14 protein-coding genes are annotated in these 18,114 nt (G+C 66.5%); 8 read left to right on the forward strand and 6 right to left on the reverse strand.

The features are described from left to right. Window positions 1-411: 411 nt before the first annotated feature. The 3 genes from rpoD to AC56LN_RS18110 all read left to right on the forward strand — a co-directional run bounded on the left by rpoD (window position 412) and on the right by AC56LN_RS18110 (window position 5,855). Window positions 412-3,144, forward strand: coding sequence for an RNA polymerase sigma factor RpoD (gene rpoD, locus AC56LN_RS18100; RefSeq protein WP_499573807.1), 2,733 nt, complete (start codon window positions 412-414; stop codon window positions 3,142-3,144). Window positions 3,145-3,443: 299 nt separating this feature from the next. After that, window positions 3,444-4,238 (forward strand): transporter, encoded by a 795-nt coding sequence (locus AC56LN_RS18105; RefSeq protein WP_499573808.1) that lies wholly within the window; start codon window positions 3,444-3,446, stop codon window positions 4,236-4,238. A 12-nt stretch (window positions 4,239-4,250) separates the two neighbouring features. Beyond that, entirely contained in the window at window positions 4,251-5,855 is a 1,605-nt protein-coding gene (locus tag AC56LN_RS18110; protein ID WP_499573810.1) for a methyl-accepting chemotaxis protein, read from the forward strand. A 4-nt stretch (window positions 5,856-5,859) separates the two neighbouring features. Here AC56LN_RS18110 and ppc read toward each other — a convergent pair whose 3' ends face one another. Further along, entirely contained in the window at window positions 5,860-8,673 is a 2,814-nt protein-coding gene (gene ppc / locus AC56LN_RS18115; protein ID WP_499573812.1) for a phosphoenolpyruvate carboxylase, read from the reverse strand. A 197-nt stretch (window positions 8,674-8,870) separates the two neighbouring features. Here ppc and hemC point away from each other — a divergent pair, with 197 nt between their 5' ends. From hemC to ppa, 5 genes are all read left to right on the forward strand, one after another. Further along, on the forward strand, window positions 8,871-9,830 hold the full coding sequence (gene hemC / locus AC56LN_RS18120) for a hydroxymethylbilane synthase (RefSeq protein WP_482898227.1): 960 nt from the start codon (window positions 8,871-8,873) through the stop codon (window positions 9,828-9,830). After that, window positions 9,823-10,611: a uroporphyrinogen-III synthase gene (locus AC56LN_RS18125; RefSeq protein ID WP_499573813.1), complete on the forward strand. Its 789-nt coding sequence runs from the start codon at window positions 9,823-9,825 to the stop codon at window positions 10,609-10,611. The genes hemC and AC56LN_RS18125 overlap by 8 nt, the downstream gene beginning before the upstream one ends. Continuing rightward, window positions 10,608-11,789 (forward strand): uroporphyrinogen-III C-methyltransferase, encoded by a 1,182-nt coding sequence (locus AC56LN_RS18130; RefSeq protein WP_499573815.1) that lies wholly within the window; start codon window positions 10,608-10,610, stop codon window positions 11,787-11,789. Before AC56LN_RS18125 ends, AC56LN_RS18130 begins: the two co-directional genes overlap by 4 nt. A 2-nt stretch (window positions 11,790-11,791) precedes the next feature. Then, the gene (locus tag AC56LN_RS18135; RefSeq protein WP_499573816.1) at window positions 11,792-12,988 is read left to right on the forward strand and encodes a heme biosynthesis protein HemY; all 1,197 of its coding nucleotides are present in this window, start codon (window positions 11,792-11,794) and stop codon (window positions 12,986-12,988) included. Window positions 12,989-13,049: 61 nt separating this feature from the next. Then, the gene (ppa, locus tag AC56LN_RS18140) at window positions 13,050-13,589 is read left to right on the forward strand and encodes an inorganic diphosphatase (RefSeq protein WP_183550812.1); all 540 of its coding nucleotides are present in this window, start codon (window positions 13,050-13,052) and stop codon (window positions 13,587-13,589) included. A gap of 60 nt (window positions 13,590-13,649) precedes the next feature. Here the strand turns inward: ppa and AC56LN_RS18145 are convergent, their stop codons facing one another. The 5 genes from AC56LN_RS18145 to AC56LN_RS18165 form a co-directional block, all read right to left on the reverse strand. Next, window positions 13,650-14,309 (reverse strand): choice-of-anchor J domain-containing protein, encoded by a 660-nt coding sequence (locus AC56LN_RS18145; protein WP_499573818.1) that lies wholly within the window; start codon window positions 14,307-14,309, stop codon window positions 13,650-13,652. Between the two features lie 166 nt (window positions 14,310-14,475). Then, window positions 14,476-15,555 carry a branched-chain amino acid ABC transporter permease gene (locus AC56LN_RS18150; RefSeq protein ID WP_499573820.1) on the reverse strand — a complete coding sequence of 360 codons (1,080 nt, stop codon included), beginning with the start codon at window positions 15,553-15,555 and terminating at the stop codon, window positions 14,476-14,478. A gap of 2 nt (window positions 15,556-15,557) precedes the next feature. Beyond that, entirely contained in the window at window positions 15,558-16,580 is a 1,023-nt protein-coding gene (locus AC56LN_RS18155) for a branched-chain amino acid ABC transporter permease (RefSeq protein WP_499573822.1), read from the reverse strand. A gap of 8 nt (window positions 16,581-16,588) precedes the next feature. Beyond that, complete coding sequence (locus AC56LN_RS18160; protein ID WP_499573970.1) at window positions 16,589-17,335, reverse strand: ABC transporter ATP-binding protein; 747 nt, start codon at window positions 17,333-17,335, stop codon at window positions 16,589-16,591. Further along, window positions 17,322-18,113: an ABC transporter ATP-binding protein gene (locus AC56LN_RS18165; protein ID WP_499573823.1), complete on the reverse strand. Its 792-nt coding sequence runs from the start codon at window positions 18,111-18,113 to the stop codon at window positions 17,322-17,324. The genes AC56LN_RS18160 and AC56LN_RS18165 overlap by 14 nt, the downstream gene beginning before the upstream one ends. Between the last annotated feature and the right edge of the window lies 1 nt (window position 18,114).

Raw genomic sequence — 18,114 nt, forward strand, 5'->3', positions numbered from 1 at the left:
AGTCCGGCTTGCGCCGGCGCAGACCAGCAAGAAGGTCGTTACGCCGGGGCAATGCACTATGTGACTCGTGGAAATCCTTCGCCGGATTGCGCGACGATCATCAAAACTTGCATTGGGGAATAATACCCCCATCTCCTATTCTTCTAGAAAAATAGATGCAAGCCCGTGTTAGCGGGCTTTTTTTCGTTCCGACATGCAAAGCACGATTTTGAACAGCGACCAACGCCACCTGCCCGCAGCCCCGATATTACGCCGGCGCGCGCACCGAAGGGCAGGTCGAGCTTGAAGTCTGGCATGTCCGCCCTAAGGTAGGGCCACTTCCGTTCCCCATTCCCAGGTCCCGTACGCGGGGCCCGCTGGATTATTGACTTCGCAGGCGCGCTACTCGCCTCGACTGGAGAGTTTTAAGCTATGAAAAACACCGCCAAGACATTGACACTGACAGCGAAAAAAGCCCCGGCCAAGGCATCGGCCCCGCTGGCAGTGCCTAAAACCGCCACTTCCTACTTCCTCGAAACGGAAGCGGCGGCCAAGGTCACGGTGGTCAAGACCCGTTCGCGCCTGGCGACGCTCAAAGCCCAGGCCGACGCGATCCTGGCCGCCGGTGGCCCCGCCGCCGAGCCTGTGGCGGCCGAGCCCGTTGCCGCTGCTGTGGAAGCCCCGGCCCCGGTGGAAGCCCCGGTCGCCGCTGCGCCAGTGGAAGCCGCTGCCCAGGCCGAAGTCAGCGAGCCGGTTGCCGCCGACGCCGATGCCGGCGCCGCACACGATCCTGCCGACGACTACATGCCAGCGCCAGCCAAGCCGGCCGCGCCACCCGTCATCGTGCGCAAGCGCGGTCGTCTGGCCGCGCTGAAAAACGCCGAGCCGGAAGCGGACATCGCCGACGAAGCCGCGCCAGTCGCCGCCGCCGTCGTTGCCGAGCCCGCTCCAGTGGCCGAGGAAGCGCCGAAAGTCGTGCGTACCCGCACCGCGCGCCGCGTCGATGCCAGCCCGGCGTCGGTCCCGGTTGCCCAGACCAATGCCGTTGGCACCGTCAGCAAGACCACCGACGCTGCCGCGCTGGCAGCGATCGATACGTCGGGCTACCTGCTGCCGCAGGTGAAGGTGCCTGGCCGCCGTGGCCGCAAGCCAAGCGAATTCGTGCCGGAGAACGACGAAGTCGCGGCGCTGAACGCCGTCGAGCGCGCCGAAATGAAGGCTGCGTCGAAAGTGCGTGAGCGCAAGGCCAAGGGCATTGCGATGCTCAAGGAAGAAGGCTTCTCGGAAACCGAACTCGAGCGCCGTCGCCAGCAGCTGAAGAACCTGATCAATATGGGCAAGGAGCGCGGCTTCCTGACCCACGCCGAGATCAACGACCACCTGCCGGAAAACATCATCGATCCGGAAGCGATCGAAGGCATCATCGCGACCTTCAACGACATGGGCATCGCCGTCTACGAGCGTGCGCCGGAAGCCGAAATGATGCTGTTGTCGGACCAGGCCGTGACGCCGACGAGCGAAGACGAAGTGGAAGCAGCCGCCGCAACCGCGCTGTCGACGGCCGACTCGGACTTCGGTCGCACGACCGACCCGGTGCGCATGTACATGCGTGAAATGGGCGCCGTGTCGCTGCTGACGCGCGAAGGCGAAATCGAAATCGCCAAGCGCATCGAGCAGGGCCTGAAGGACATGGTCCAGGCGATCTCGGCCTGCCCGACGACGATCTCGGAAATCATCGCGCTGTCCCACAAGATCGCCAACGATGAACTCAAAATCGACGACGTGGTCGATGGCTTCGTCGACATGAACGATACCCCGGCCCCGGCCGCCTCGGTCGCCCACGCCGCTGCCATCAGCGAAGAGGACGACGATGAAGAAGAGGAAGAAGTCGAAGAAGAAGAGGGCGACGTCAATAGCGGCGCCGCGGCCGGCTATTCGCCTGAGCAGCTCGCGCAACTGAAAAAGAGCGCGCTCGAGAAATTCGCGCTGATCGAACAGCAGTTCGACCTGATGGGCCACGCGTTCAAGAACAAGGGCTACGGTTCTGCTGCCTACGAAGATGCGCAGGCCGTCATCTCGTACGAGCTGCTGGGCATCCGCTTTACTGCCAAGGTTGTCGAGAAGCTGTGCGACACGCTGCGCGGCCAGATGGACGAAGTGCGTTCGATCGAGCGCGCCGTGCTGGACATCTGCGTGAACCGCTGCGGCATGCCGCGCGCGCACTTCATCAAGGTCTTCCCTGGCAATGAAACCGATCTGGCATGGGGCGACCGCGAAGTCGACTGCGCCTATCCGTACAGCGCCGTGCTGAGCCGTAACCTGCCGGCGATCAAGGAACTTCAACAGCGCATGATCGACCTGCAGGCGCGCGTGGCACTGCCGCTGGCCGACCTGCGCAAGATCAACAAGCAGATGGCGGCGGGCGAGAAGCGCGCACGCCAGGCCAAGCGCGAAATGACCGTGGCCAACCTGCGCCTGGTGATCTCGATTGCCAAGAAGTACATCAACCGCGGCCTGCAGTTCCTGGACCTGATCCAGGAAGGCAATATCGGCCTGCTGAAAGCGGTCGACAAGTTCGAATACCGTCGCGGCTACAAGTTCTCGACGTATGCGACGTGGTGGATCCGCCAGGCGATCACGCGTTCGATCGCCGACATGGCCCGCACGATCCGCGTGCCGGTGCACATGATCGAGACGATCAACAAGATGAACCGCATCTCGCGTCAGATCATGCAGGAAACGGGCAGCGAGCCGGATCTGCCGACGCTGGCCCTGAAGATGGAAATGCCAGAGAACAAGGTTCGCGAGATCATGAAGATCGCGAAAGAGCCGATTTCGATGGAAACGCCGATGGGCGAGGACGGCGATTCGCAGCTGGGCGACTTCATCGAAGACAACGCCACGCTGGCCCCGCTGGACGCCGCGCTGCATGCCTCGATGCGCAATGTGATCAAGGAAGTGCTCGACTCCCTGACGCCGCGCGAAGCGAAGGTGCTGCGCATGCGTTACGGCGTTGAAATGTCGAACGACCACACGCTGGAAGAAGTGGGCAAGCAGTTCGACGTCACGCGCGAGCGCATTCGCCAGATCGAAGCCAAGGCGATGAGCAAGCTGCGCCAGCCATCGCGCTCGGACAAGCTCAAGACTTTCCTGCACAATCAGTAAGTCGTCACGCAGCGTCGGTAGTCTCGACGTGAAAAAGCCGCCCGGTTCGCACCGGGCGGCTTTTTTTGCGCCGGCCTGTCAGCGGCAGTCGACGCCATGTGCGCGCCACCTTCCAGAATAAATCATGGACATGCGCCAACCACGATTCTTTGTCACTCTTCCAAGTAAAACGTGGTTGTCAATACACACGTTTTATTGAACAGCAGAAATAAATTCGGACATCTGTTCTATGCACACAAAATTTTGCAATACTTGACCTGCACTCCAGGCCTTGACTTCCTTTCCTGAAAGACCGCCGCATGCCTTCCACCACACTCCCGCGCCTTGCCAATACCTGTCTTGCCAGCCTGGCGCTGCTGGCCCCGCTGTCAGCCATTGCCGGCGACGACGGCATCGTCACCGACCGCCCGGATTTCGTCGAATCCAGCAATGTCGTCGGCCGCGGCCGGTTCCAGATCGAGACCAGCGTGCTGGCCGAGCGCGACAAGTCCGATGGCGTCCGCGCACGCACCTACAGCATGCCGACGCTGCTGCGCTACGGCGTAGGCGACGTACTCGAACTGCGGCTCGAAACCGACGGCCGTACGGTCCAGCATGCGGGCGGTGATGGCACGACAGCCGGCTACGCCGACACCGCGCTGGGCGTGAAGTGGCATGTGCAGGACGAGGCCGCGGGCCGGCCTTCAGTCGGGGTGCTGCTGCATGCCGACCTGGACATCGGTTCGCGGGCCTGGCGCGGCCAGGGTGTGCGTCCGTCACTGCGCGTCGCGGCCGAATGGGAATTGCCGGGCGACCTGTCGCTGGGCGTGATGCCCGGCATCGGGCGCGAGCGCACCGAAGACGGCAAGCGCTACGGCTACGGCATCTTCGGCGTGGTGCTGGGCAAGGAATTGACGCCGACCTGGCGCGCGTTCGTCGAAGTGGCGGCGCCGCAGATTGCCCGCAGCGCCAACGGCGGCACCGTGGCCACCTTCGACACGGGCATGGCGTGGCTGCTGTCGGACCGCTGCCAGCTCGACACCATGCTCGCGCTGGGCCTGAACCGGCGCACGCCCGATGCCGCGCTCACGGTCGGGCTATCGTTCAAACTGTAGGGGGAGATCACCATGCATCTGACCATCCGGCACCGGCTGTTTCTATCGAACCTGGCTGCGGTCCTTCTGGCTGCCGTGGTGGCCAGCATCGGCTACGGCGCAATGCTGTCGCTGGAGACGGCGATGAACGCCATCACCGTCAACGGCAGCGCGCTGAAGCAGCAACTCCAGGCCGACATGGCGCACGACGCCTTGCGCGCCGACGTGCTGGCCGCGCTGATTGCCGGGCCGGATGACGCAGGCAAGCAGGCCGAGGTCCGGCGCGACCATGCGCAGCATGCGGCCACGCTGGCCGGCCTGATCGACACGCTCGCCAAAGAGCATCCCGACGCGGCGCTGCAAAGCGCCATTCCTGCCGTGCGCGCCGACATCGACGCCTACCTCAAGAGCGTGGCGCGGATGATCGACCTGGCGTTTGCCGATCCCGTCGCCGCGCGCCAGGCGCAGGCAGAATTCATGGGGCATTTCCGCAAGCTCGAAACGAGCATGGGCGAGCTGAGCGATACCATCGGGGCCAGCGCGGAGGCCACGCGGGTTGGCGGCCACGCACTGGTCATACGCTCCGAACGCCTGCTCGTGCTCGCTTCCCTGATCTCCGTGATGCTGATGGTGGTCGTGGGCCAGTTGTCCGCACGCGCCATCCGGCGCCCGCTCGAGGAAGCGGTGGGGTTCGCCGATCGCATCGCCGACGGCGACCTTGGTGCAACGCTCGACTGCAATGCCGACGACCGGACCGAAACCGGTCGCCTGAAGGTGGCGCTGCAGCGCATGCGCGCCAACCTGCATCGCGTGGTCAGCCAGGTGCGCGGCAGTGCTGACGCCATTGAAACGGCGTCCGGTGAAATCGCCAGCGGCAACCTGGACCTGTCGCGCCGCACCGAGCAGCAGGCCGGCGCACTCGAAGAAACGGCGGCATCGATCGAAGAACTGACGGCGACAGTGAAGCAGAATGCAGACAACGCCCTGCAGGCCAACACGCTGACGGCATCGGCCTCCGAAGTGGCCGTCAAGGGCGGCGAGGCGGTGGCGCGCGTGGTCGATACGATGGGCGCGATCCATACCTCATCGCGCCGTATCGTCGACATCACCGGTACGATCGAATCGATTGCGTTCCAGACCAATATCCTGGCGCTCAATGCGGCCGTGGAAGCGGCGCGTGCCGGCGAGCAGGGGCGCGGTTTCGCTGTGGTGGCGTCCGAGGTACGCAATCTGGCCCAGCGCGCCAATGCGGCGGCCGGCGAAATCAAGGTGCTCATCGACGAGTCGGTACGGCACGCCGACAACGGGATCTCCCTCGTCGCGACGGCCGGCGGCACGATGGACGAGATCGTGGCCAGCGTGCGGCGCGTGACCGATATCGTGGCCGAGATTGCCAGTGCCAGCCAGCAACAGGGGATGGGCATCGCCCAGGTCAACAGCGCGATCGGGGAAATCGACGCCGTCACGCAGCAGAATGCCGCGCTCGTGGAACAGGCGGCAGCAGCGGCGGCGTCGATGCAGGAACAGACGGCCAGTCTCAGTGTGCTGGTCGGGAATTTCAAGCTGGGGCAGGCGGTGCCGGTACCGCTGGCGCCGGTGGAGCGGCGCCAGCAGACCGGCGTGTTGCAACTGGCCTGAGCGGTCAGCCCGTATTGCGCAGGCCGGCGGCGACGCCGTTGATCGACAGGTGGATGCCCCGGTGCACGCGCGCATCGACCTGGCTTGCCGGATCGAGCGCCAGCGCCCGGTGCCGGCCGATCAACTCGACCTGCAGGTGGTTCAGCGGGTCGAGATAGGCGAAGCGGTTCTGGATCGAACGCGCCAGCAGCGGATTGCCCTGCAGGCGTTCGCCCGTGCCGGTGATCTCTTCCAGGATGGTCAGCGTGAGCGCGTGTTCGGCCGTGATGCGCTTGAAGATCCGCTCGCGCAGTTCCACGTCGGCCACCAGCTCGGCATAACGGCGGGCGATCGGCAAATCGGTCTTGGCCAGCACCATGTCCATGTTCGACAGCAGCGTGGCGAAGAACGGCCATTCCTGGAACATCGTGCGCAGCTCGGCCAGTTTCGCCTCGCGCTCGCCTTCACCCAGCCAGCCATTGACGGCCGACGCGAACCCGAACCAGCCCGGCAGCAGCAGGCGACACTGGCCCCACGAGAAGCCCCATGGAATCGCGCGCAGGTCTTCGATGCGGCGGGTCGACTTGCGCGAGGCAGGGCGCGAACCGAGGTTCAGCTCCGCGATCTCGGCGATCGGCGTGGCGGCAAAGAAGTAGTCGGTAAAGCCCGGCGTGTCGTAGACCAGGTCGCGGTACGCCTTGTAGGCGCGGTTCGATAGCCCGGCCATCACCGATTCGAAGCGGTGCAGGCGCGCGGTCTGCGCGTCGCTGGCCGCATTGGGCGTCAGGCTCGCTTCCAGCGTGGCCGAGACCAGCAGCTCCAGGTTGCGCCGGCCGATTTCGGCATTCGAGAACTTGGACGCGATGATCTCGCCCTGTTCGGTCAGGCGGATCTGGCCATTGACGGTGCCCGGCGGCTGGGCGCGGATCGCGTCGTAGCTCGGACCACCGCCACGGCCGACCGTGCCGCCGCGGCCGTGGAACAGGCGCAGCTTGACCTTCTGCTGCGCAAACACCTCGACCAGTTTCAGTTCGGCCTGGTACAGCTCCCAGTTCGATGTCAGGAAGCCCCCGTCCTTGTTCGAGTCGGAGTAGCCCAGCATGACTTCCTGCAGGTGGCCCTGTTTTGCGATCACGTTGGCCACGAACGGCAACGCCATCCAGGCATCCATGATGCCGGCCGCGCGCTGCAGGTCGGGGATGGTTTCGAACAGCGGGATCACCATCACTTCGCCCGTCGCGCTGCCGGCACGCAGCAGACCGGTCTCCTTTTGCAGCAGCAGTACTTCAAGCAGGTCGGACACGGTCTCGGTGTGCGAGATGATGTAGTTGCGGATCGCGCGCGGGCCGTAGCGCAGGCGGATCTCGCGCGCGCTGCGCAAAATCGCCAGCTCGGACACCGTCTCTTCGCCATAGGTTTCCCACGGCGAGATCAGGGGCCGGGCGCCATCGAGTTCGCGCAGCAGCAGCGCGACCTTCGCGTCTTCGTCGAGCGCCGCGTAGTCTGCCTCGACGCCGGCGCGCGCCAGCAGTTCGGCCAGCACGCGCTCGTGGATGTCCGAACTCTGGCGCATGTCGAGCGAGGCCAGGTGGAAGCCGAAGATGCGCGCGGCGCGCAGCAGGCCGGCCAGGCGCGGCATGGTCAGCATCGCGCCGTGGTTCTGGCGCAGCGAGTCGGCCAGCGTTTCCAGGTCGGCGGCAAACAGTTCGGGATCCAGGTAGGGCGCCGCGTGGCCGACTTCCTTGCGCAGGATGTGGCCCACGCCCAGTTCGCGCGCGGTGGCGGCCAGGCGTGCATAGATGCCGATCAGCGCGCGCCGGTAGGGCTCGTCGCTGCGGTGTGGCGACGCATCGGGCGAGTTCTGGGCCAGCAGTTCCAGCGCCGGCGTGACGTCCACCAGCAGCGTCGAGGCCGACAGTTCGGCGCCCAGCGCGTGGACTTCGTCGAGATAGAAGTCGAGGATCGTCGTCGACTGGCGCGTCAGCGCGTGGCGCATCGTGTCGGCGTTGACGTTCGGGTTGCCGTCACGGTCGCCGCCGATCCAGCTGCCCATCTGCAGGTAGGACGCGTGTTGCGGCGGCGCGCTGTCGCCGGGGCCGTACTGTTCGTCGATCTCGAACTCGATGTCGTCGTACAGCGCGGGCAGTTCGCGCAGGAACGTGATGCGGTAGTACGACAGCGCGTTGTCGATTTCGTCGGCCACCGTCAGCTTCGAGTAGCGCAGCATGCGCGTCTGCCACAGCGTGGCGATGCGTGCATGCAGCATCTGCTCGTTGCGCTGGCGTTCGCGCGGCGTGAGCGGCGTATCGCGTTCGGCCAGCAGGCGCGCGATATCGTGCTCGGCATCCAGGATGCTCTTGCGCTGCACCTCGGTCGGGTGGGCCGTCAGCACGGGCGAGATCAGCGCATCGTTGAAGAATGCCCGGACTTCGTCGCGCCCGATGCCGGCGCCGGCCAGCTTGTCCAGCGCGTAACCGATGCTGCCCGCACGCGGCGCCGAGCCGCCCAGCAGGTGCGCGCGGCGGCGGCGGTTGTGGTGCTGGTCTTCGGCGATATTGGCCAGGTGCGAGAAATACGAGAACGCGCGCACGACCGAGATGGTCTGGTCGCGCGTGAGCCCGTGCAGCATCGTCGTGAGTTCCTTGCTGGCGTCAGGGTCGTCGTCGCGCCGGAAGCGCACGGCAGTCTGGCGAATGGTTTCGACCAGGTCGAAGACCATGGCGCCTTCCTGGTCGCGCAATACGTCGCCGAGCAGGCGACCGAGCAGGCGGATGTCTTCTTTGAGCGGCGCGTCCTTGTCGGCGCCAGTGGATACGTCAGGGAGAGCAGGGTTGTTCATATCGACCACAAGTAAGCGTTGTGCGAGGGCGGTTGGCCACGGTCTGCAAGAGGCCCCCATGATAAAATTTGTGATCTTATGCAGGGAGCGGTTACCGGCACCGGCCGGATCGGCCCAATGACAGTGAAAGAATTCGTGTGTTAGCAGCTATTCATCAGGGAACTTCGCAGGGTACTTCGGCGCCAGCGGCGCCAGCGATGCCGTCAAAACTCATTATCGCATCCCGCGAGAGCCGCCTGGCCATGTGGCAGGCAGAGCACGTGCGCGACCGGCTCGTCGCATTATATCCACAGTGTCGCGTTGAGATTCTCGGGATGACGACGCGGGGCGACCAGATTCTCGACCGCACGCTGTCGGCCGTCGGTGGCAAGGGCCTGTTCGTCAAGGAACTCGAAGTCGCGATGGCCGAAGGCCGCGCCGACCTGGCCGTGCACTCGCTCAAGGACGTGCCGATGGAGCTGCCCGAAGGCTTCGAGCTGACCGCCGTGCTCGAACGCGAAGACCCGCGCGACGCCTTTGTCTCGAACGATTACGACAGCCTGGCCGCGCTGCCCCCCGGCGCCATCGTCGGCACCAGCAGCCTGCGACGCCAGTCGCTGATCGCGGCGCGCTATCCGCACCTGGTGATCCTGCCGCTGCGCGGCAATCTCGATACGCGCCTCGGCAAGCTCGATCGCGGCGAATATGCCGCCATCATCCTGGCCGCCGCGGGCCTCAAGCGCCTCGGCCTGCCGCAGCGCATCCGCGCATTGCTCGAACCCGAAATGAGCCTGCCGGCGGCCGGGCAGGGCGCGATGGCGATCGAAATCCTGAGCAGCGCGCGCAGCGACGGCGTCGACCTGCGCGCCGTGCTGGCGCCGCTGAACCACGGCGACACGGCCAGCGCCGTGCTGGCCGAGCGCAAGGTGTCGCGCATCTTCGGCGGCAGCTGCCAGATCCCGCTGGCGGCGTTCGCCACCGTGCAGGGCGGCCAGTTGCGCCTGCGCGCGATGGTTGCCACACCCGACGGCAAGCGCAGCGCGCACGCCGAAGTGAGCGGCCCGGTCGAGCAGCCCGAGTACCTGGGCGAGCAGGTGGCCGAGTTGCTGGCCCAGCAGGATGCGAACGCAATCCTGGCGGCGTGCCGTCTCGATGCCGCGGCAAACCAGGATGCCTGATACGGCCAGCGTTGTCGTTGTCACGCGCCCGCGCGCGCAGGCTGATGCGCTGGCGCAGTCGGTCACCGCCTGCGGCCGCACGGCGGTGCTGCTGCCGCTGCTCGAGATCAGCCCGGTCGATGATGCGGCGCCACTGCGCGGGGCGCTGGCTGAACTCGACCGGTTTGCGCTGGTGGCGTTCGTCTCGCCCAATGCCATCGACGCCGCGTTCGCGCACATCGATGCCTGGCCTTCGGCGGTGCCGGTGGCCATTGTCGGCGACGGCAGCCGCGCCGCCCTGGCGCGCCACGGCGTGACGGGCGACGCATTCACGATCTTCAGCCCCGCCGACAGCGCGCACAGCGATTCCGAACACCTGCTGCAGCGCCTCGACCTGGCTTCATACGCCGGCAAACGCGTGCTGATCGTGCGCGGCGACGGCGGGCGCGAGCTGCTGGCCGACGCCTTGCGCGCCGCCGGCGCCCGGGTCGAGCCGGTGGCCGCGTATCGCCGCGCAACGCCGGTATTGACGGGCGAACTGGCCACACGATTGCGCGCCTTGCTGGCGCAGCCAAACGACTGGATAATCACGAGTTCGGAAGCCCTGCGCGGACTGGCCGGGCTGGTGCGATCCATGGATGGCGGTGACGATGATTTGCTGATGCGCCGCCTGATGCAGCAGCGCTTCATCGTGCCCCATGCGCGGATCGCGCGGACGGCCCGCGACCTGGGCCTGGACCACGTGTGTCTCACCGGTTCCGGCGATGCACGCCTATTAGCAGCGTTACAATTACAAGAATGAACGAATTGCCGAACAACCCAGACCAGCCTCAGTCCAGTGCGCCCGCTCCCAGCCTTGCCAAGCCGGAGGATACGCAGGTGCCGCCTGCTGCGCCGCGCATGAGCGGCCCGGCCACCAGTGGCCTGCTTGACCGCGTGGCGCGGCCGTTGCCGCTGGCCGTCATCGCGCTGGCCGTACTGCTGGCGGTGCAGACGGTCTCGTCGCACAGCCGCATCAATTCGCTGCGCCAGGACATGGCGCGCAGCCTGCAGAAGGGCAATGCGGTCAATGCCGAAACAGCCGCGCTGGCGCGCGACGTGGCCGACCAGTCGAAGGAACTGCAGATCAAGGTCGGCGTGCTGGAAAGCCGCCAGAGCGAAGCGCAAAGCCAGCAGGTCGCGCTCGAGCAGCTCTACAAGGATCTGTCGCAGAACCGCGACGAGTGGGCGTTGTCCGAAATCGAGCAGGTTCTCGCGACCGCGAGCCAGCAACTGCAACTGGCCGGCAATGTGCAGGGCGCCCTGATCGCGCTGCAGAACGCCGACCGCGCCGTCTCCAGTTCGAACGCGCCGCAGTTCCTGACCATCCGCCGCGCGATCGCGGCCGACATCGACAGGCTCAAGGCCTTGCCGGCCGTCGATCTGGCCGGCGTCGCGCTGCGCCTGGACAACGTGATCGTCCAGGTCGAAACACTGCCGATGCTGGCCGACGAAAAGCCGCTGCTGCCGGTGGCCCCGGTGCGCACGACGCGCCGGCTCGAGGCTGCGGCCGCGCCGGGCAAGAGCGCCACGCCGGCCGTCCCGCCCGAGTCGCTCGGCGTGGGCCAGCGCCTGCTGCAGACGTGGAGCATGTGGAGCCAGGAGATGTGGGACGACGTGCGCCAGCTGATCCGCGTGCGCAGCGTCGACGAGCCCGAGGCGCTGATGCTGTCGCCGAGCGAGTCGTTCTTTGTCCGCGAAAACCTCAAGCTGCGCCTGCTCAATGCGCGCCTGGCCCTGTTGTCACGTAACGAGACCACGTTCCGCGACGACCTGGCCACCGCCCAGACCATGCTGGCGAAGTACTTCGACACGCGCGCCCGCACGACGCAATCGGCCCAGGCGGCATTGCGCCAGGTGCAGGCCAACGACCTGACCATCGAATTGCCGACGCTGGCCGAGAGCCTGGGCGCGGTGCGTAACTACAAAGCGAAGCAATAACCATGCGCTTACTCATCTGGCTGGTTGCGTTGATGGCTGCGGCCATCGGCATCGCGGTGACGGCGCGCTTCAATCCGGGCAACGTGGTGCTGTTCTATCCACCGCACCGGATCGACATGTCGCTCAACCTGTTCGTTGTGGTGCTGATGCTGCTGTTCGCCACGCTGTACGTGCTGGTGCGCACCTTCTATGCGACGGCGCGCATGCCCCAGCGGGTGGCGGCATACCGCCAGCGCCGCCGCGAGCGCGATGGCAACAAGGGCTTGCGCGATGCGCTCAAGGCGCTGTTCGAAGGCCGCTTCGGCCATGCCGAAAAAGCGGCGATGCGCGCTGCCGACCTGCCCGAGAACACAGGCCTGGCAGCGCTGATCGGCGCGCGCGCGGCGCACCGCATGCGCGAGCCGGCGCGGCGCGACGCCTGGCTGGCTGGCATCTCGCACGACACCACGCTCAAGACGGCGCGCCTGATGACGCTGACCGAACTGCTGGTCGACGACCACCGGCCCGAGGCGGCGCTCGAAGCGGTGGCCGAACTCAATGCCAGCGGCCAGCGCCATATTCACGCGCTGCAGTGGGCGATGAAGGCCAACCAGCAGGCGCGCAACTGGCCCGAGGTACTGCGCCTGGTGCGCATCCTCGACAAGCGCAATGCGCTGCATCCGGCCCTGGCCCGGCGCCTGCGCGAAATGGCCTACGAAGCGCTGCTGGGCGAAGACGACCACGACGCCGAATCGATCCGCTGGACCTGGGCCACGGTCCCGCTGCAGGACCGCACGGTGCCGTACGTGGCGGCGCGCGCCGCCGGCGCCTTCAATGCGCGCGGCCTGCACGACGAAGCGCGCGCGATTGCCGAAGAGTCGCTCAGGGCCAACTGGGACGAGCGGGTCGTGCGCGCCTACCGCGACGCGGCCAGCCCGGCCGGTTCGCCATCGCTGCTGGCCCAGATCGAAGCCTGCGAAACGTGGCGCCGCGAACGGCCGCAGGACGCCGAACTGGCGCTCACGCTCGGCACGCTGTGCCTGAAACAGAAACTGTGGGGCAAGGCCCAGCGCTATCTGGAGCAAGCCTTGTCGGACGCGACCGAAGCGTCGATGGTGCGTGAGGCGCACCTGAAACTGGCCCAGATGCACGAAGCGCTGGGGCAGGACGAGCTGGCGGCAAAGCATTACCGCCAGTGCGCACTCGCCACGGTGTTGTAACGCGTGCCTTTCGCTATAATGGCGGACTAATTTTGACTCTTTAGCAACCAAGGATCCCATCATGAGCCTGAACAACGTCCCAGCCGGCAAAGACGTGCCGAACGACTTCAACGTCATCATCGAAATCCCGATGAACTCCGATCCGGTCAAGTATGAAGTCGACAAGGACACGGGCGCGATCTTCGTCGACCGTTTCATGGGTACGGCCATGCACTACCCGTGCAACTACGGCTACGTGCCGCAAACCATCGCCGACGACGGTGACCCATGCGACGTGCTGGTCATCACCCCGTTCCCGCTGCCACCAGGCGTCGTGGTCCGTTGCCGCGCGCTGGGCGTGCTGAAGATGACCGACGACGGCGGCGGCGATGCCAAAGTCATCGCGGTGCCGATCGAAAAAGTGCTGCCGATGTACAAGAAAATCCAGTCGCTCGACGACGTGGAAGAGCTGCGCCTGAAGCAGATCCAGCACTTCTTCGAGCACTACAAGGATCTCGAAGCGGGCAAATGGGTCAAGATCGAAGGCTGGGCGGGCATCGATGAAGCCAAGGCCGAGATCGTTGCCGGCGTGGCAGCGTACAACAAGGGCGCCCAGGCATAAGCCAGCGCGCGTGCAGTATCCGAAAGCCGGCGGCCCGTAAGGACCGCCGGCTTTTTTACGTCAATGACGTTCGTGGCGACGCAGCAGGCCGAGCACGCCCAGGCCGTCGGCCAGCAGCAGCCGGCTGGTCGGTTCCGGCAGGTGCGTGACGACGCGCACCGTGTCGAGCCCGACGTGGCTCAGCCTGGCCGCGTCGCCCACGTACCGGAACGCGAAGCGGCCTGTGCCGTCCACCGTCAGGTGGAGGTGCCACGGCTGCCATTGTGCGGGGAAGTCGGTGGCGCCGCCGATGCTGGCCAGCAGCGTATGGAAGGACGCGGCAGCGGTGCCGTTGCCGCGGCCGAAGCGCACTTCGAGCAGGTCGTCGAAGCCGTCGACGCGTTCGCGGCTGGTGAAGAACGACAGCGTGGTGGGGCCGCTGAGCGTGAGCGCGGGCGTGATCAGCCAGTTGTCAACGAGGCCGACGCCGTGGGCGGCGCTGCGGCAGCTTGCGGCCGCATAGGCGCCGGGTGAGCCAGCCTGGGCGGGGAAGATATCGGGGGCGCCCTGGCACCACGGCGCACCGGGCGGGATGCTGCGGTTGATGCGGACCCAGCCGGGGGCGTCGGCCAGGTTGCCGAAATCTTCGCTGAGTACCTCGATACCGGCTGCCTGCGTGGCCAGTGGCGCGCAGGCGGACGGGGCCGCTGCCGCTGCCAGCATGTAATTGAGTCGTTGCATGATGAGGCATCGCGTCGTGGATCGAGGCTTCATCATAGAAACGGCGGGCGCTGCGTTATTGCGGTACGTTGGGGCATCCACGTCACGTGGCCGGCGTGCCGCAAAGGGGGAGGGCGAACCAAAAACAGGCGCCGAGGTCGTGTTTGCGAATGGAATGTTCTTAACGCTAAAAGCGCTGCGCCAGCCACGCCCGCAGCCGCAGCCTGCCAACGATCCCGACCGGAAACCAGTAAATGGACAGGATGAACAGCACCCCCAGCCACAGCATCCAGCGATCCGGGTGCAGGGCGGCGGCCAGGACCGGCACGCCGTCCAGTGCGGCAGCGCCATGCGCCATCCAGTCGCGCAGATAGTTCTGGGCCAGGATGAACAGCGTCGCGCCCACCACCGCGCCATACATCGTCCCCATGCCGCCGATCACGACGATCAGCAGGATGTCGGTCATGACCTCGAAGCCCAGCGACGTCTTCGGACCGACGTAGCGCAGCCACAGCGCCATCAGCGCGCCGGCCAGGCTCGCCGTCAGCGCTGCCAGGACATTGGCCCAGATCCGGTACACCATCGTGCGGTAGCCCAGCGCCTCGGCGCGAAACGGGTTTTCACGGATGGCCTGCAGCACCCGCCCGAACGGCGAATTGACCAGCCGCAGCAGGAACAGGAACAGCAGCAGGCAGCCGCCGAACACGATGTAATAGGTGAGCAGCCGGCCATCGAGCTGGCGTCCGAATACCTCGTGGTCGACCAGCCGACAGGCAGGAGAAAGCACGTGCGGCACGCTGAACGTGACACCATCCTCGCCGCCGGTGAAGTCGGACAGTTGCGACGCCAGCACCGCAAACGACGAGGCCACGGCCAGCGTGATCATCGCGTAGAAGATGGCTTGCACACGCAGCGCGATCAGGCCGACCACCAGCGCCAGCACGAGGGAGAGCAGCAGCGCCAGGCCCAGGCCCGCCATGACGACGCCCCAGGCCGGCTCGTCGGCGCGCGCCAGCGCGAGCCCGACGCCATACGCGCCGATCCCGTAGAACATCGTGTGGGCGAACGAGACGATGCCCGTATACCCCAGCAGCAGGTCATAGGACGCTACCAGCACGATATACACGCAGATCGTGGCTGCCGTATTGAGTGGCCGCGCACCCGAGGTCAGAAATGGCGCCAGTGCGAGTCCGAGCAGGATCGTGACCAGCAGCGCCGTGAGGATGCGGCCGCGCGGCAAGTCGCCCGATAACAGTTGCCGCAGCATGCTCAGCCCCGTCCCGTCGCATACAGCCCGGCGGGCCGCCACAGCAGTACCGATACCATCAGCACGATGCTGGAGACCAGCGCGACCCCGGGCGCCAGGAAGCCCGCGTAATTGGCCACCAGCGCGATGAGCAGCGCGCCGATGAAGCAGCCGCCGACCGAGCCGAGGCCGCCGATGATGATGACGATGAACAGCATCACCATGATTTCGCCGCCCATGGCCGCCGTCAGGGTTTCCTTGTACAGGCCCCACATCGCACCGCCCAGGCCGGCCAGGCTCGCCCCGGCCGCGAACACGAGCACGAACAGGCGCCGGATGCGGTAGCCAAGCGCCTCCACCATCTCGCCGTGCTCGACGCCGGCGCGCACGAGCAGGCCGATCTTCGTGCGGTTCAGGATCAGGTACATCGCGACGAACACCATCAGCCCGACTGCTACCGCCACCAGGCGGTACTTGTCGATGGCCGCGTCGCCCAGCAGGAGCGCACCGCGCAGGGCTGCGGGCAGTGGCACGGCGATCGTCCCGGCGCCCCAGACGACGTGGATCAGCTGCTCGGCCACGATCATGCCGCCCATCGTGACCAGGATCTGCTTGAGGTGCTGGCCGTAGACCGGCTGGATGATCAGGCGCTCGAAGGCCCAGCCGAGCAGCCCCGTGACGAGCATGGCGACCACGATCGCCAGCGCCAGCACGCCCAGGTTGACGGTGAGCGAATCGATTTCGAGCCAGCCGCGCAGCGGCAGCAGCACGAGGGTGGCAGAAAACGCGCCCACCGCGATGAACGCGCCATGGCCGAAATTGATCACGTTCATCAACCCGAACACGAGCGTCAGGCCGCTGGCCATGATGAAGATCATCATGCCCATCGCAAGGCCCGCGACGCTCAAGGTGAGCCAGTTGGCCAGGTTGCCCACCAGCGGCAGCATGGCCAGCATCAGCAGCGGCACGAGCAGCAGCGGCGCGATGTCGCGACGGGTGGCCGGCAGTTGAACCGCGGCCGACGGTGCGGTGGGGGCGATGGACATGGGCGTTCCTATGGTTGAATGTCGACGGACAGTCCCAGCAGGCGCTGCTGGAGCGCGGCGTCACCGGCCAGCACGGCCATCGGGCCGGCATGGACCACGCGGCCGTCGTCCATCACGCTGGCCGTGTCGCCCAGCGCGCGCACGACCTGGACGTTCTGCTCGACCAGCAGGATCGTCGTGCCCTGCGTCTTGAGTTCGCGAAACGCCGCCATCAGGGACTGGACGATGGCGGGCGCCAGGCCCTTGGTCGGCTCATCGACCAGCAGCAGCGTGCGCGGTTCGACCATCGCGCGCGCGATCGCCACCATCTGCTTCTGGCCACCGGACAGTGTTCCGGCCGGGCGCTGCCAGAACGTGCGCAGCGCCGGGAAGAAACCGCAGATCCAGTCGACGCGCGCGGCGTCGGGCGGGCCGTCGCGCGCGGCCAGCACCAGGTTCTCGCGCACCGTCAGCGCGGAGAAGACGGCCATGTTCTCGGGCACGTACGCGATGCCGGCGCGCGCGATCGCTGGCGTGGCCAGGTGCGTGATGTCGTGGCCATCGAAGTGGATGCTGCCGCTGCTGGCGCGCCACAGGCCCATGATCGTGCGCAATGTCGTCGTCTTGCCGGCGCCGTTGCGGCCCAGCAGCACGGCCAGTTCGCCGCGCGCCACCTGCAGGTCGACGCCCTGCAGGATGTGGTACTGGCCGATGTGCGTGTGCACGCCGGCCAGCCGCAGCAGCGGCTGGCGCGCCGCGGGATCAGGCGCGAGCATGTTCGGTGTCGGACGTTCCAAGATAAGCCTCTTGTACGATGGTGGATGCCATCACCTCGCCCGGCTTGCCATCGGCCACCAGCGCGCCGTTGTGCAGCACGACGATGCGGTCGGCCAGCTGGCGCACGACGTCCATCTTGTGCTCGACCAGCAGCACGGTGCGGGCGGCGTCGTCCTTCACGTCGCGGATCAGGTCGAGCACGACCGGCACGTCGTCCACGCTCATGCCGGCGGTGGGCTCGTCGAACATCATCACGGACGGTTGCAGCGCCAGCAGGATCGCCACTTCGAGCTTGCGCTGGTCGCCGTGTGACAGCGCCCCCACCAGCAGGTCGCGCCGCGCGGCCAATGCCACGCGTTCGAGGTAGTAGTCGGCGCGGTCGACGAGCGTTTTGTCGCCGGCGCAGACCGAGAAGAAATCCAGGCCGATGCCGGCGCGGCTCTGCACCGCCAGCCGCACGTTCTCGATCACGGACAATAGCGGAAACAGGTTGGTGAGCTGGAACGCGCGGCCGATGCCAAGGCGTGTGCGCTGCGCTGCGCCCAGGCGCGTGATGTCGCGGCCATGCAGGTGCACGCTGCCGGCGCTCGCGCGCATCTGGCCCGAGATCAGGTTGAACCATGTGGTCTTGCCGGCGCCGTTGGGGCCGACGATCACGGTGAGGGTGCCGGGGTAAAAATCGGCCGTGACGGCGTTGACGGCCAGGTGCCCGCCGAAGCGGATCGTCAGGCCGCGCGTGGACAGGGACGGCGCAGCGCGCCCGATGTCAGTCGCCATG

The organism is Telluria sp. ZT3P26 (assembly GCF_059686035.1).